Raw genomic sequence first — 14,503 nt, forward strand, 5'->3', positions numbered from 1 at the left:
CATCAGGCAGCCCTCAGAGACCGAGGTCTCAGGGATGTCCTCAGGAACCGAACGTGTCCGGGTCCGGGCCGGTGCGGTAACCGGCGTCCATCGTCTCGATCGCCGCGATGTCGTCGGCGGCCAGCTCGAAGTCGAAGATGTCGATGTTCTCCCGGATCCGCGCCGGGTTGGCCGACTTCGGGAACACGATGTTGCCGACCTGCACCTGCCAGCGCAGCACGACCTGGGCCGGGCTCTTGTCGTACTTCTCGGCCAGCGAGGTCAGCGTCTGCTCGTTCAGCACCTCGCCCTTGGCGATCGGGCTCCACGCCTCGGTGCCGATGCCGTGCGCCTGGTGGTACTCGCGCAGCTCGGTCTGGGTGAGCTTGGGGTGCAGCTCGATCTGGTTGACCGCCGGGACCGTGTCGGTCTCCTTCGCCAGCCGGTCCAGGTGCGCGGTCTGGAAGTTCGACACGCCGATGCTGCGGGCCTTACCGTCGGCGAGCAGCTTCTCGAAGCCCTTCCAGGTGTCGACGTAGCGGTCCTGGTGCGGCAGCGGCCAGTGGATCAGGTACAGGTCGACGTGGTCGAGCTGCAGCTTGCGCAGGCTCTCCTCGAGCTCGGAGATCGCCGAGTCGTAGCCGTGGCCCTGGTTGTTGAGCTTGGTCGTGACGAAGATGTCCTCCCTGGCGAGCCCGGAGTTCTTGATCGCCTCGCCGACACCTTCCTCGTTGCCGTACATCTGTGCGGTGTCGATGTGCCGGTAGCCGGCGGCGAACGCCTCGCGGACCGTGTCAGCGGTCTGGTCCGGTGGCACCTGGAACACCCCGAAACCGAACTGGGGGATCTCGACGCCGTTGTTCAACCGAATATTGGGTACCTGCTTGCTCATATCTTCGAAACTACCCATCTTCGGCGGTCCCGAATCGGTGATAGTTGCGACTTTGACGACTTTCCCCGTGATTCCACCTACCGGCGTACAGGGGCGTACCCTGACCCAACCGCTCTCGGCGCCCGATCTCCGTCGTGCTCGGTGTTCCTCCGACACCTGACGACCGATTGGCTGGGACCGTGCAAGGCGCCGCGACGAAGGCAGTGCTCGCGATCGCCCGCGATGTGCCCGACGACCGCGGGTTGGCCGAGCGGATCTGCCGCGCGTACGTCGAGGGTCTGGACGTCGACGGGGCTGCGTTGTCGCTGCTGACCGCCACCGACTCGCGGCTCACCCTGCACGCCACCGACCCGACGGCGGACGTCCTGGAGGAGCTGCAGTTCACCCTGAACGAGGGCATCTGCATCGAAGCGGCGACGACCGGGCGACCGGTGTTCGTCAGCGACATCCGCACCGCGACCGCCCGATGGCCGATGTTCACCGCCACGCTGCTCGAGACGACGCCGGTTCGGGCGCTGTTCGCGCTGCCGCTGCAGTGGGGCACGACGAACCTGGGTGTGCTGGACCTGTACCGGCTCGAACCGGACGGACTCGGCGACGCCGAGCGCATGGACGCGCTGGCGGCGGCCGAGGCGGCGACCTTGATGATGCTGACGCTGCGCACCGACTCCGGCGAGCTGGTCGACGCGCGCGGTTCCTGGCTCGACCCGATGGTGGCCGGCAGGGCGGAGATCCACCAGGCCACCGGGATGGTTCTGGCACAGTTGGGGGTACCCGCCGACCACGCACTGGCCCGGATGCGCGCCCACGCGTTCGCCGAACAACGACTGTTGATCGATGTCGCCCGCGATGTGGTCGCCCGGCGGCTGTCGTTCACCGATGAAGGTCCCCGCTGATGGATGACGCGACAAATGAGGTGGTACCGGTGAGCCGACCGGGCAGACAAAGCACTCGCGAACAGCAGGTGGCACGCGCATTCGTCACACTCGCCGACAGTCTCGTCGACGACTACGACGTGATCGACCTGCTGACCAGGCTGGTCGGCTACAGCGTCTCGCTGCTCGAAGCCGACGCAGGCGCGATCATGCTCGCCGACCCGGCCGGTCGGCTGCGCCAGGTCGCCGCGTCCAGCGAGGACGCACACCTTCTGGAGCTGATGCAGCTGCAGAACGACGAGGGGCCGTGCCTGGACTGTTTCCGCACGGCGGCACCGGTCACGGTGCCGGATCTGGAGCGTGCCTCCGAACGGTGGCCGTCGTTCGTCGCGGCTGCTATGCGACAGCCGGTCTTCCGGTCGGTGTACGCGGTGCCGCTGCGGTTGCGTGGCGAGGCGCTCGGCGCGCTCAACCTGTTCCACGGACAACCGGGGTCGATGCCCGTCGAGGACCAGGTCCTCGGGCAGGCACTGGCCGACGTCGCCACGATCTCGATCCTGCACGAGCGCGCGGTCCGGCACGGTGAGGTCCTCAACGAGCAGCTGCAGACCGCGCTGAACAGCAGGGTGATCATCGAGCAGGCCAAGGGCGTACTGGCGCAGCACTCCGGGTTGCCGATGGACCAGGCGTTCAACGCGCTGCGCCGCTACGCACGGATCAACAACCTGCGGCTCGTGGATCTGGCCCGCGACGTGGTCGAGCGGCAGCTCGACCCCGGCCTGCTGGTCACGACCGCTCAGCGCTGATACCCGGCCCGGTACAGGTCGCGCAACAACGCCACCTCCGCGCCGTGGTGCATGATCTCGCGGTTGAGGTGCAGGACCAGCGCGGCCATCGGGTGCTCGGCCCAGGGGCCTTCGGCCGGGCCGACCGGGCGCAGCAACGCGTCGTCGTCCAGCGAACCGATGCCGTCGCGCCACGCGCGGTGGTGCGTGCGCAGTGCCGTGAGCGCCTCGGCCGCGGTGGCCGGCCACCGCGCGGTCTCGAGCGTCAGCGAACCGTCGCCGAAGTGTGAGCTGGCGCGGATGCCGAAACACCCGATCGCCATGTGGGCGAGGCGCCAGGCGATCGTGGTGACCGGTGCCGGGTCCGGTGTGGGCCATTCCCAGTCGATCACCGGGTCACCGTCGGGCACGGTCCGGACCGTCCAGCAGCCGTCGACCGGCTCCCACCGGAACTCCTCGTCGGTCAGGCCGTCGAGCCTCGGCGTCAGGCTGTGGTCCCAGTAGAAGTCGAGCTGGGCTACTAGTTGGTCCCGCCACATCGTCCGACGGTAACGTCAGCCACGTCATGAGCGCGACCTTGCTGGCCACCGATCTCGCCGCCGGCCACGGCGAACGCACCCTGTTCAGCGGACTGAACCTGATCGTCGCGCCCGGCGACGTGGTGGGTCTGGTCGGCGCAAACGGCGCGGGTAAGACCACGTTGCTTCGGCTGTTGGCCGGGCTGGACACCTCCGAGCAGGGTGGTGTCACGCTGGCTCCGCCGGAGGCGACCGTCGGGCTGCTGCGCCAGGAGCCGGACCGTCTCGACGGCGAGACCGTCGCGGGTTTCCTGGCCAGGCGCACCGGCGTCACCGCCGCGCAGGAGGTCATGGACACGGCGGCGGCCGAACTGGCCGAGGGCACGGCGGGCGCCGACGACCGGTACGCCATCGCGCTGGAACGGTGGCTCGCGCTCGGCGGAGCGGACCTGGAGGACCGGGTCGACGCCGTGCTCGCCGAGGTCGGGCTCGACACCGGAGCCGATGCACTGATGACCGGCCTCTCCGGTGGTCAGGCCGCGCGCGCCGGATTGGCGACACTGCTCGCCTCCCGCTACGACGTGCTGCTGCTGGACGAACCGACGAACGACCTCGACCTCAACGGCCTCGCGCTGCTGGAACGGTTCGTCACCGGCCTGCGCGCTCCGGCGATCATCGTCAGCCACGACCGGGAGTTCCTGGCCCGCACGGTCAACCGGATCGTCGAGCTGGACCTCGCGCAGCAGAAGGTCGGGGTCTACCAGGGCGGATACCAGGCCTACCTTGACGAGCGGGAAGTCGCGCGACGGCACGCGCGGGAGGCGTACGAGCAGTACGCCGACACCGTCTCCGACCTCACCGAGCGGGCCCGCACGCAGCGCAACTGGATGGCGACCGGCGTCCGCAACGCCCGGCGCAAGGCACCGGACAACGACAAGATCGGCAAGCACATGCGTGCCGAGACGAGTGAGAAGCAGGCTTCGAAGGTGCGCCAGAGCGAGCGGCGGATCGAGCGGCTCGACGTCGTCGAGGAGCCGCGCAAGGAATGGCAGCTGCGGATGACGATCGCGGCGGCGCCCCGGGCCGGCGCGGTGGTCGCCGCGTTGCGCGGCGCGGTCGTGTCGCGTGGCACGTTCCAGCTGGGTCCGATCGACGCACAGGTCGACTGGGCGGACCGGATCGCGATCACCGGGGCGAACGGGTCCGGCAAGTCGACGCTGCTCGGCGCGCTGCTGGGGCGGCTGCCGCTGACCTCGGGGCACGCGTCACTCGGGCCAGGCGTGCGGGTCGGCGAGGTCGACCAGGTGCGCGGGCTGTTCCTCGGCGGGCAGTCGCTCACCGAGGCGTTCCGCGCCGAGGTCCCGGACTGGACCGAGCCGGAGGTGCGGACGCTGCTCGCCAAGTTCGGTCTCACCTCGGCGCACGCGCCGCGGCCCGCCGCGTCACTGTCCCCCGGCGAGCGGACCCGGGCGGCGCTGGCGCTGCTGCAGGCGCGCGAGGTGAACCTGCTGGTGCTCGACGAGCCGACCAACCACCTCGACGTGCCGGCCATCGAACAGCTCGAGTCGGCCCTGGAGTCCTTCCCCGGCACCCTCCTGCTGGTCACCCACGACCGCCGAATGCTCGACGCGGTCCGCGTAACCCGCCGCTGGACGGTCGACGCCGGAACCCTCACCTCCCGTGAGTGCTGAGGGCGTCTACCCCGAAGGGGCGCCACTCACGGGACCCCGTAGAAGTGCACCCATCCCTGCGTGCAGCTCTGACGTACTGACCCCCTTGTACCCCGGCTTTCGTGAGTGGCGAGTGGTCCTATAGCAACCCTGGGCACTCACGACCAAAAAGCGGTCGTGAGTGCCCAGGGTTGCTACGCCTTCGGCGCCCCTTCGGGGTAGAACCACTCGCCACTCACGGGGGTCAGGTGTCCTTGTGGATGTTGACCTCTACGTTCATGCCTGGGACCAGGAGGACGCCGTGGGTGTCGGCCAGGGTGATCGTGACCGGGACGACCTGGTCCACGCGTTGGAAGCTGCCGGTCGACTTGTTCGTCGGGTTGGCCGAGACCAGCTCGGCGGTGCTGCCCTGGATCTCGGTGACGTAGCCGAGCAGGGTCTGGCCGGGGTAGCCGTCCACCGACACGTCGACCTGCTGACCGGGGCGGACCTCGCCGATGTCGGTCTCGTCGACGCGCGCGGTCACCGTCGTCGCGCCCAGGTCGTAGGCGACGGCGAGCTCGGCGCCCTGGGCGACCGTGGTGCCCTCGACGACGTTGGTCATGGAGACGACACCGCTCTCCGGAGCCCGGATGACCCGCTGCGCCTTGCCGAACCCGGTGTTGAGCTCGATCCGGCCGATGATCTGGTCCTTGCGCAGCGTCGCGCCCTTGCTCGCCCGCCAGTCGACCAGGGTCCCGCCGGCCGGAGCGGTGACGGTGATGCGGTCGCCGTCGGTCTCGGCGTTGTCGGTCCACACGTAGCGGTGTGCCGCGACGACCTGGCCCACGCCCAGCACGCTGACCACCAGCAACGCCACGTACGGCACGGCGAGCAGACCGGTGCGTACCCGGGGGTCCATCTCGCCCGCGCGGCGGCGCAGGGTCGTCGCGGCCAGACCGAGGGCCGCCGCGGCCGCGAGGACCATGACCGTGATGTCACCGACGAGGTCCCAGCTGACCAGGGAGCTCTCACTGACCTCCTTCAACGCCTCCAGCGTGTAGGTCATGGGCAGCAGGTTGCTGAGCGACTCCAGCCAACCCGCCATCTGCTCGCGCGGCACGAACAGCCCGCCGAGCAGCACCTGCGGCATCACCACGGCGGGCATGAACTGCACAGCCTGGAACTCGGTGGTGGCGAACGCGCTGCTCAGCAGGCCGAGTGCCATACCGAGGACGGCGCTGGCGATGGTGATCCCGAAGACCAGCCACGGGTTGCCCGGTGTGTACAGGTCCAGCAGCAGGTACGCGGTCAGACAGGTGGCCCCACCCTGGATCGCCGCGGCGACGGCGAACGCGATGCCGTAGCCGAGCAGCAGGTCCAGCTTCGACATCGGTGTGGTGAGCAGGCGTTCCAGGGTCCCGCTGATGCGTTCGCGCAGCATGGCGACGCTGGTGATCAGGAACATCAGGGTGAACGGGAAGATCCCGAGCAGCTGCAGGCCGACCTGGTCGAACCGGGGCTGTGAGTCGAACATGCGGTTGATCAGCACCAGCAGAACGCTGGGCACGACCACCAGCATGCCGACGGTGCGGCGGTCGCTGCGCAGCTGCAGCAGCACCCGGTGCGCGGTGGCGAGGGTGATCCGGGGTGAGACGAGCGCGCTCATGCCGGGGCCTCGGCACTGATCAACCGGAGGAAGGCCTCCTCCAGGTCGTCGGTACCGGTCGCGGCGCGCAGCGCGTCCGGGGTGTCGTCGGCGATGAGCGAACCCTCGCGCATCATCAGCAGCTGGCTGCAACGCCCGGCCTCGTCCATGACGTGACTCGACACGAACAGCGTGGTGCCGGCGTCGGCCAGAGCGTGGAACCGCACCCACAGGTCGCGCCGCAGCACCGGGTCGAGGCCCACGGTCGGCTCGTCGAGGATCAGCAGCTCGGGCGCGGACAGCAAGGCGCAGGCGAGCGACACCCGGGTTCGCTGCCCGCCGGACAGCGTGCCGACCTTCTGCCCGGCGCGCTCGGACAGCCCGACGTCGGCGAGCGCCCTGGTCGCGGCCGAGGGCGAGACTCCGTACACCGAGGCGAAGAAGTCGACGTTGTCGCGCACGGTGAGGTCGAGGTAGACCGACGGTGCCTGCGTCACGTAACCGACCTTGCTGCGTAGCGACGCGGACCCGGCGGGCACGCCGAGCACCTGGGCGCTGCCGACGCTGATCTGCTGCACGCCGACGACGCAGCGCAACAACGTGGTCTTCCCGCATCCACTCGGTCCGAGCAGCCCGGTGACCTGGCCCGCCGGCACGGTGAAGTCCAGCCCCCGCAGGATCTTCCGGCCGCCGAGCTCGACGGTGAGCCCCCGTGCCTCGATCGCGTTACCCATGGCCGGTCCCTCTCGCTACGCTAATTCAACAACTGCAGAATTTAGCGTACCTGCTTCATCCAGCACAGACCCAACGGTGTGACAACCGACTGCCGACCTGCCGGAGAACCCGACAACGTCGTGATCGGAAGCACTACCGTGCGAAACTTGGTTGTTGGCAAGGAAGGAGAACTCGGATGACCGTTCTGCCTACTCCGCCGGGGCGCCTGCTCACGGTCGCGGAGTTTGCCGCCCTCGGCGAGGACGACCAATGCCGCTGGGAGCTGCAGGAAGGCAACCTGACCTTGTCCCCAAGTCCAACCCCTCGACACGTGCGCGCATCGGGCCGACTCCTCATACAACTCGACCCTCAGATGCCCGATGATGTGTGCGTTCTCCAGGACATCGACATTGACCTACAGCTCACAGCACCGAGCCGACCTGGTTGGGTGCGCCGTCCAGATCTGGTTCTGGTCACGAAGCGCGCGATGGACCGGGTGGAACGCGAAGGCGGTTTACTGCGAGCCGATGAGATCCAGCTGGTCATCGAGATCGTCTCGCCCGGCTCGCGGCGGATAGACAGGGTCGTCAAGCGTGGCGAATACGCCGACGCCGGCATCCCCCGCTACTGGATCGTCGACCTCGACGAGCCGGCGTCGCTGCTCCCGCTTCATCAGGCGGGTGAGCTCGGTTACGCAAACGACCACGAGGCGACCGGCACCTTCACGACCACCGCTCCCTACCCGCTGACGATCAACCTCAACGACCTCACCTGACCGTCCCCAGGGACACGAATGTGGCTTTAGGGACGTTGAACGTCCCTAAAGCCACATTCGTGACATCGGCGGTGGTGGCGGCGCTGGTCAGTGCGGGAGGCCCAGGGCTCGGGCTGCCAGTTGGGCCAGGTGGACGGGCTCGCGCTGGTCGGCCTGGCGCAGCTGGGTGCGGCAGCTGTAGCCGTCGGCCAGGACCGCCACCTCGTCGTCCGCTGCCCGGACCGCCGGTAGCAGGACGCGCTCGGCGCAGGCCATCGACACGTCGTAGTGGCCCTTCTCGAAGCCGAAGTTGCCGGCCAGACCGCAGCACCCGGAGTCGAGGACCTCGGCATCCACACCCAACGCGGCCAGTACCGACCGGTCCGCCTCGGCGCCCAGGTCGGCGTGCTGGTGGCAGTGGACCTGGACCAACGCGCGCAGGCCGGGGGTCGTGACCCGCGTGGCCAGCTCGTCGGTGTGCTTCGCGAGCACCTCGGCGAACGTGCGGACCGCGCCGGACAGCGCGGGTGTGCCCGGGTGGTCGGGCAGCAGCTCCGGCAGGTCGGCGCGCAGCGCGGCCGCGCAGCTCGGCTCGAGCGCCACGATCGGCACCCCGGCCATCAGCCACGGCCGCAACGTGGTGAGCGTCCGGCGCAGCACCCGGCGCGCCGCGTCGAGCTGACCGGTGGAATGCCAGGTCAGCCCGCAGCACACGGGTCCGTCCGGCACCTCGACCTGGTAGCCGAGCGACTCCAGCACCGACACCGCCGCGCGGGCGATGTGCGGGTCGAAGTGGTCGGTGAAGGTGTCCGGCCACAGCACGATCCGCCCGTGCGGAGGGACCCGGGGCGACGGCGCGTACGGCGAGGGCACGTACGACGAGGAGAACGTGCGCTCGGCGAGCGGTGGGATGGATCGCTCCGGCGCGATGCCACCGAACCGCTTCGCCATCGACGCCAGCGCCGGACGCTGGGCGAGCGCGTTCAGCCGACGCGCCAGCCCGGGGACCCGCGCCACGAGCCGCAGCCAGCGCGGCAGCGCGCCCATCGAGTAGTGGGTCAGCGGACGGATCCGGTTGCGGAACCGCTGCGCGAGGAACTCGGTCTTGTAGGCGGCCATGTCCACCCCGACCGGGCAGTCGCGCTTGCAGCCCTTGCAGGACAGGCACAGGTCGAGCGCCTCGGCGACCTCGTCGGACTGCCAGCCGCCGGAGATCACCTCACCGTTCGCCATCTCGAACAGCAGCCGCGCCCGCCCTCGGGTCGAGTGCATCTCCTCGCCGGTCGCCCGGAAGCTCGGGCACATGACGCCGCCGGACTCGCTGACGCAGCGCCCCACGCCGAGACACCGGCGGGTGGCCCTGGTGAAGCTGCCCCGGTCGTGCGCGAACGCCAGCTCCGGGGTGTCCCGCAGGGTCGGCATGCCGACGAAGATGCGCAGGTCGTCGTCCATCTTCGCGGGCCGGACGACGCGGCCGGGGTTCATCATGTCGTCCGGGTCCCAGATGCCCTTGAACCGCTCGAACCCTTCGATGATCTCCTTCGGGTACATGCGGGGCAGCAGCTCGGAGCGCGCCTGGCCGTCGCCGTGCTCGCCGGACAGCGAGCCGCCGTGCGCGACGACGAGGTCGGCGCCGTCCTCCATGAACGCGCGGAAGTTGGCGATGCCGGCGCGGGTGAGCAGGTCGAAGTCGATGCGCACGTGCAGGCAGCCGTCGCCGAAGTGCCCGTAGTAGACGCCCTGGCGGCCGTGCTTGGCCAGCACCGCGTCGAACTCCCGCAGGTAGGCGCCGAACCGCTCGGGCGGGACCGCCGCGTCCTCCCAGCCGGGCCACGCCTCGCCGCCGTCCGGTGAGCGGGTGAGGATGCCCGCGCCGTCCTCACGGATGCGCCACAGTGCCTTCATCGCGGCCGGGTCGCTCACCACGACGCTCGTGGCGCCGTACGGCTTCATCGCCTTGACCACGGCCTTCGCCGCCGCCTCCGCCTCGGCGCGGGTCTCACCGCCGGTCTCGACGTACAGCCAGCCGCCGCCATCGGGCAGCGCCTTGCTCGCCGTCTCGCCGGGGTGCTGCGCGCGCAGCGCCGCGATCAGCCCGGCGTCCATGCCCTCGATCGTCAGCGGCTTGTGCTCGCGCACCACCATGACGTGGTCGGCGGCCAGGTAGGCGTCCGGGAAGCCGAGCACCGCGAGCGCCCGCGCGGCCGGTGACTCGACCAGCCGGACGGTCGCGCCGAGCACCGTGACGCAGGTGCCCTCGGTGCCGACGACGGCCTTGGCGAGGTCGAAGTCGCTGCCGGGGACGAGCTGGTCGAGGTTGTAGCCGGACACGCGACGGGTGAGATCGGGGAACGACCTGCGGACGTCGTCGGCCATCTGTTCGCCCAGCTCACGCAGCCGGTCTGGGATGGAACCACTCGCCGGGACCGCACCGTTCGTGCCGGCGGGCCCCAGGGTGAGCCGCTCGCCCCGGTAGGTCAGCACGTCGAGGGCGTGCACGTTGTCGACCGTCTTGCCCCAGGCCACCGAGTGCGACCCGCAGGCGTTGTTGCCGATCATCCCGCCGAGCGTGCAGCGGTTGTGCGTCGACGGGTCCGGGCCGAAGGTGAGACCGTGCGGTCGCGCGGCGTCCCGCAGGTTGTCCAGGATCAGCCCGGGCTGCACACGCGCGGTGTGCGCCTCGGGGTCGATCTCCAGGACCTTGTTCATGTGCTTGGTGAAGTCGAGGACCACCGCGGTGTTGACCGCCTGCCCGGCGATCGAGGTGCCCGCGCCCCGGGGGACCAGCGGAACCCCGTGTTCACGGCAGGTGGCAACGGCGGCCTCGACGTCGGCGGCGTCGCGCGGCGCGACCACGCCGATCGGGACGCGGCGGTAGTTCGAGGCGTCCGCCGACCACATGGCGCGGCTGGCGGCGTCGAAGCGGACCTCACCGGCGACGCTGGCTGACAGGTCCGCGCTCAGGGCACGGTGATCGGAATCAGGCAAGCTCACCTGCTCAGTGTGCGGGTTGCCCCCGTGAGTGATGTGGGCTGCCCCGGCAACCCACATCACTCACGGGGTAGTTGGCTTCTTCGGCGTCGCCGGCGGGGCGGGCGGCTCGGCGGCGGGTGCCGAGTGGCCGTGCCCGTGGCCGTGCCCATGACCGTGGCCGTGCCCATGACCGTGGCCGTGCCCCGTGGTGGGTGCGCCGGGCATCGGGTCGCCCGCCCGCAGCGGGGTGTCGTGGTAGCGGCCCTCGTGCGCCAGGATCGGACGCTGGTCACCCGCGATCTCCGGGTACTTCGCCTCGAGCCGCTGCCGGTTCTCCCACTGCCGCCGCAGCTGGCCGGTGTACTCGCGGTTGCCGTTGTACGTCCCGCGCCAGGTCTGCGGCATGCGGTCCATCGACAGCCCCGCCGAGCCGTTGCGATCCGCCTGCCCGCCCAGGCTGAACCCGGCCGGGATCTTGCGGGTCACGCCGCCGCACCCCGGGCACGCGGGCGCGTCGGCGTCGAACGACGTGAGCTGCTCGAACCGAAGACCACACGTGTCCTCGGTCGAGCAGCGGTACACATAGATCGGCACGGGCCTACCAGTTCTCGATGGACTTGGTCAGGATGTCGGCGATGTCCTCTTCGGTGGGCGTCTTCGGGCAGGTGGCCAACAGCCGCTGCTGTTTCATCGTGCCGGGCACCAGGTCCGGCACGTCCGCCTCGGTGTAGCCGACGCCGCCGATTCCGTTCGGGATGTCGATGTCCCGCATCAGCTGGATCAGCACCGAGGGCAGCTGCTCGCTCGGGTCGTTGTGCTTGTCCGCGTCCGGCGCCATGAGCGCCGCGGCCCGCAGGTGCCGCTCCGGCGCACTGGCGAAGGAGAACCGGAACGCCTCCGGCGCGGTCAGCGACACCGACTGGCCGTGCGGCACCATCGGCTCGTCCGGCGGGTAGCCCGCCGGGATGTAGTCCTTGACCATGCCGGCGATCGGGTAGGCGTTGGCGTGCGGGATGTGCACGCCCGAGTTGCCGAAGCCCATGCCGGCGAACGTCGCGGCCATCATCATGTCCGAGCGGGCCTCGACGTTGTCCGACCCTTCGTGCACCGCCTTGCGGAACGACTGGGCCAGCAGCGCCATGGCCTTCTCGCACCACAGGTCCGACACCGGGTTCGAGCCGCAGTAGGTGACCCGCTCCTCGGGCTTCTTACGGTCGAACGTCGTGTAGTACCGCGCCGTGTAGCTCTCCACCGCATGGCACACGATGTCCATCCCGGACGCGGCGGTGACCTGCGGCGACAGTGTCATGGTCAGCAGCGGGTCGATGACCGCGAGGGTCGGGCGCAACCGCCAGTGGCTGATCCCGGTCTTGACCTTCATCGACAGGATGTCCAGCACGCACATCGCGGTGGACTCCGAACCGGTACCGGCCGTGGTGGGGACCGCGATGAGCGGCTTGAGCTGCCCGTCCGGGATCCGCGCGTTGCCGATCGGCTTGTTGATGTAGTCCATGAGCTCGCCGGAGCTGCTGGTCAGCAGGTTGATCGCCTTCGCGGTGTCGATCGCGGACCCGCCGCCGACCGCGACGAAGCCGTCCCAGTCACCCTGCGCCCTCGCGTACTCGACGGCCTTGTTCATCGAGTCGTCGGTCGGCTCGACGTGCACCCCGTCGAAGATCTCCGACTCGATCTTGTACCGACGCAGGTTGTCCGCGATGCGCTGCGGCGCGCCGAGCGCGTTGACCCCGGAGTCGGTCACGATCAGCACACGCCGGACACCGTGGCCGGCCATCTCGAAACCGATCTCGTCGGAGGCACCGGCACCGAACTTCAGCGGCGGAGCGCCCCAGGTGAAGATCGTCTCCTCGGTGAGCTCGACGCCGGTCATGTGTAGGAGCCCTCCGGAGCGACCCTCAGCTGATGGATCTGGTCGGCGTCGTGACCGAACACCATCGTCGCGTCGGTCTGCTCCTGGATACCACGCAGCTTCTCGACCGAGGCGTAGAACTGCTCCATGTTGTTGACGATCGCGGCGGGCGTCGCGGGCGGGCCGTAGCTCTCCCCCATGTACACCGCGTCGGATGTGAAGATCATCGTGCCGCTGTCCGGCAGGTCGACCTGCATGGACATGCAGCCGACGGTGTGGCCGGGGGTCTCCAGCAGCGTCACGCCGGGCAGGAACTCGGTGTCCCCGGAGACCGTCTCGAACTGCAGACCCTCGTAGTCGGTCTTCAGGTGCGCGCCGGTGAACAGGCCCTCGAAGCCGAACGCGAAGTCCTTCTCCCGCTCGTGGCACACGAGCTTGGCGTTCGTGTTCTTGAACATCTGGGCGTTGCCGGCGTGGTCGAAGTGCAGGTGGGAGAGGACCACGTAGTCGATCTCGTCGAGCCCGACGCCCATCTGGTTGAGCCGGGAGTCGAGGTACTCGTCGTCGGACACGTTGTCGTACGGGAAGAAGTCCTGCAGGCCGGTGGGTTCCCAGCGCTGTTCCCAGTCACGCGGGCAGCTGGTGTCCCACAGCAGCTTGCCCTCGTCGGTCTCGACCAGGACGCAGTGCGTGGGCACGTCCACCCACGGCGCCGGTGCGTCCTTGTGGTTGCGGTCGGTGATGGAGCGGCCGGGCTTGAGGAGGAGCCAGGTCAGGTCGGCAGTCATCGCTCCGCAGGGGATGACGCTCACCTTGTTCGCCGTCGCCATGGTGGGTCCCTTCGACACTGAGGGGTGCGGCACGTCACAAAACAGTGGCATGCCACATGCCACCCGTCAATGCACGTTCAACTATGAGACGGTCCAGCCGAGGTCGACGTCGAAGGTCCCGTTCTCAGCTCCCGCTTCCTGCGTGACCAGCAGCTGCGCGGTGTGCAGGATGTGCGCGCGCATCGCCTGCGCGGCACCCTCGACGTCCCGGTCCTCGACCCGCTCCAGCACCACCCGGTGCTCCGCGACGATGACCTGCAGCGAACGGGACCGGTGCGCGGTCGACACCCCGCGCCGCAGGACCATGTCGCGCAGCCCGTCCACGTACTCGGCCAGCCTGCTGTTGCCGGACGCGGCGATCAGGACCCGGTGGAACCGGCGGTCGTGCTCCCACATGCGGTACTCGTCGTCGGCCGCCGCCGCCTTCTCCATCGCGGCGAAGACCTGCCGCAGCTCGCGCAGGGTCGCGGGCTTCAGCAGCTGCACCGCCCTGCGGGTCGCGGGCACCTCCAGCAGCAGCCGCAGCGCGAACACTTCCTCCAGGTCGTGCAGCGAGGTCTGCAGGATGCGGACACCCCGGTTGCGCTCGAACCGCACCATGCCCTGCTGAGCCAGTTTGATCAGCGCTTCCCGGACCGGGGTGCGGGAGACCCCTAGCTGACCTGCCAGAGTGTGCACCGAGTGCAGTGTCCCCGGAGGCAGCTCGCCGGTGATGACGGCCGCGCGCAACGCATCCAGCACCTGGGCGTTGACGGTGGCGGTCGGTCGAACCTGCCTCACCGGCCGAGAGTGGCACGCCACATGCCAGCGGTCAACGGGCTCGACACCCCCGTCGAGTGACACGCCAGACGCCTCGAACGAGTGACAATCCACACGTCTGGCGGTGTCATGTGGCTAGCGGGACGTGCGTGGCAATTCAGTACACTAGAAACAGTTGTTCACGTTTCGATCACGATGTGATTGCGAGCACACCGCTCTGACCTCGGCAAACAGTTGCTAATGCAAGGTTGAATTTCACA

Annotated in this window: 13 protein-coding genes; 4 read left to right on the plus strand and 9 right to left on the minus strand. The window is 69.4% G+C overall.

From position 1 onward, the window contains the following. Window positions 1–40: 40 nt before the first annotated feature. Window positions 41–871, minus strand: coding sequence for an aldo/keto reductase (locus tag G406_RS0117145; protein WP_037077120.1), 831 nt, complete (start codon window positions 869–871; stop codon window positions 41–43). A gap of 179 nt (window positions 872–1,050) precedes the next feature. Between G406_RS0117145 and G406_RS0117150 the strand changes: the two genes are divergently transcribed. Continuing rightward, a complete protein-coding gene (locus G406_RS0117150; RefSeq protein WP_037077123.1) occupies window positions 1,051–1,767 on the plus strand; it encodes a GAF and ANTAR domain-containing protein in 717 nt (238 codons plus the stop codon). 29 nt (window positions 1,768–1,796) lie between these two features. Next, window positions 1,797–2,552, plus strand: coding sequence for a GAF and ANTAR domain-containing protein (locus G406_RS0117155; protein ID WP_028934785.1), 756 nt, complete (start codon window positions 1,797–1,799; stop codon window positions 2,550–2,552). Here the strand turns inward: G406_RS0117155 and G406_RS0117160 are convergent. Continuing rightward, complete coding sequence (locus G406_RS0117160) at window positions 2,543–3,070, minus strand: DinB family protein (protein ID WP_028934786.1); 528 nt, start codon at window positions 3,068–3,070, stop codon at window positions 2,543–2,545. The two genes, G406_RS0117155 and G406_RS0117160, sit on opposite strands and share 10 nt — an antisense overlap. A gap of 26 nt (window positions 3,071–3,096) precedes the next feature. On the opposite strand from G406_RS0117160, the gene G406_RS0117165 reads away from it, so the two are divergent. Continuing rightward, window positions 3,097–4,740, plus strand: coding sequence for an ABC-F family ATP-binding cassette domain-containing protein (locus G406_RS0117165; RefSeq protein ID WP_028934787.1), 1,644 nt, complete (start codon window positions 3,097–3,099; stop codon window positions 4,738–4,740). Between the two features lie 223 nt (window positions 4,741–4,963). Here G406_RS0117165 and G406_RS55215 read toward each other — a convergent pair whose 3' ends face one another. Beyond that, the gene (locus G406_RS55215; protein WP_064742953.1) at window positions 4,964–6,367 is read right to left on the minus strand and encodes an ABC transporter permease; all 1,404 of its coding nucleotides are present in this window, start codon (window positions 6,365–6,367) and stop codon (window positions 4,964–4,966) included. Then, complete coding sequence (locus tag G406_RS0117175) at window positions 6,364–7,080, minus strand: ABC transporter ATP-binding protein (protein ID WP_028934788.1); 717 nt, start codon at window positions 7,078–7,080, stop codon at window positions 6,364–6,366. Before G406_RS0117175 ends, G406_RS55215 begins: the two co-directional genes overlap by 4 nt. A 176-nt stretch (window positions 7,081–7,256) precedes the next feature. On the opposite strand from G406_RS0117175, the gene G406_RS0117180 reads away from it, so the two are divergent. Next, window positions 7,257–7,835: a Uma2 family endonuclease gene (locus G406_RS0117180; protein ID WP_028934789.1), complete on the plus strand. Its 579-nt coding sequence runs from the start codon at window positions 7,257–7,259 to the stop codon at window positions 7,833–7,835. An 87-nt stretch (window positions 7,836–7,922) separates the two neighbouring features. Here the strand turns inward: G406_RS0117180 and G406_RS0117185 are convergent, their stop codons facing one another. From G406_RS0117185 to G406_RS0117205, 5 genes are all read right to left on the minus strand, one after another. Next, window positions 7,923–10,808, minus strand: coding sequence for an FAD-binding and (Fe-S)-binding domain-containing protein (locus tag G406_RS0117185; protein WP_028934790.1), 2,886 nt, complete (start codon window positions 10,806–10,808; stop codon window positions 7,923–7,925). 60 nt (window positions 10,809–10,868) lie between these two features. Then, window positions 10,869–11,381 carry an FmdB family zinc ribbon protein gene (locus G406_RS47530; RefSeq protein ID WP_051342238.1) on the minus strand — a complete coding sequence of 171 codons (513 nt, stop codon included), beginning with the start codon at window positions 11,379–11,381 and terminating at the stop codon, window positions 10,869–10,871. Between the two features lie 4 nt (window positions 11,382–11,385). Further along, window positions 11,386–12,675 carry a hydroxyacid-oxoacid transhydrogenase gene (locus G406_RS0117195; protein ID WP_028934791.1) on the minus strand — a complete coding sequence of 430 codons (1,290 nt, stop codon included), beginning with the start codon at window positions 12,673–12,675 and terminating at the stop codon, window positions 11,386–11,388. Continuing rightward, entirely contained in the window at window positions 12,672–13,484 is an 813-nt protein-coding gene (locus G406_RS0117200; protein ID WP_028934792.1) for an N-acyl homoserine lactonase family protein, read from the minus strand. Before G406_RS0117200 ends, G406_RS0117195 begins: the two co-directional genes overlap by 4 nt. Window positions 13,485–13,565: 81 nt before the next feature. After that, complete coding sequence (locus G406_RS0117205) at window positions 13,566–14,264, minus strand: GntR family transcriptional regulator (protein WP_028934793.1); 699 nt, start codon at window positions 14,262–14,264, stop codon at window positions 13,566–13,568. Window positions 14,265–14,503: the final 239 nt, after the last annotated feature.

Origin of the sequence: Actinospineispora spinosispora DSM 44797 (genome assembly GCF_000429025.1) — a bacterium.
Lineage (GTDB): Bacteria > Actinomycetota > Actinomycetes > Mycobacteriales > Pseudonocardiaceae > Pseudonocardia > Pseudonocardia spinosispora.

What these genes read in the sequence shown, in the direction of transcription:
- G406_RS0117145 (WP_037077120.1), bottom strand. Translation starts at nt 871, where the DNA reads ATGAGCAAGCAGGTACCCAATATTCGGTTGAACAACGGCGTCGAGATC.
- G406_RS0117160 (WP_028934786.1), bottom strand. Translation starts at nt 3,070, where the DNA reads ATGTGGCGGGACCAACTAGTAGCCCAGCTCGACTTCTACTGGGACCAC.
- G406_RS0117165 (WP_028934787.1), top strand. Translation starts at nt 3,097, where the DNA reads ATGAGCGCGACCTTGCTGGCCACCGATCTCGCCGCCGGCCACGGCGAA.
- G406_RS55215 (WP_064742953.1), bottom strand. Translation starts at nt 6,367, where the DNA reads ATGAGCGCGCTCGTCTCACCCCGGATCACCCTCGCCACCGCGCACCGG.
- G406_RS0117175 (WP_028934788.1), bottom strand. Translation starts at nt 7,080, where the DNA reads ATGGGTAACGCGATCGAGGCACGGGGGCTCACCGTCGAGCTCGGCGGC.
- G406_RS0117180 (WP_028934789.1), top strand. Translation starts at nt 7,257, where the DNA reads ATGACCGTTCTGCCTACTCCGCCGGGGCGCCTGCTCACGGTCGCGGAG.
- G406_RS0117195 (WP_028934791.1), bottom strand. Translation starts at nt 12,675, where the DNA reads ATGACCGGCGTCGAGCTCACCGAGGAGACGATCTTCACCTGGGGCGCT.
- G406_RS0117200 (WP_028934792.1), bottom strand. Translation starts at nt 13,484, where the DNA reads ATGGCGACGGCGAACAAGGTGAGCGTCATCCCCTGCGGAGCGATGACT.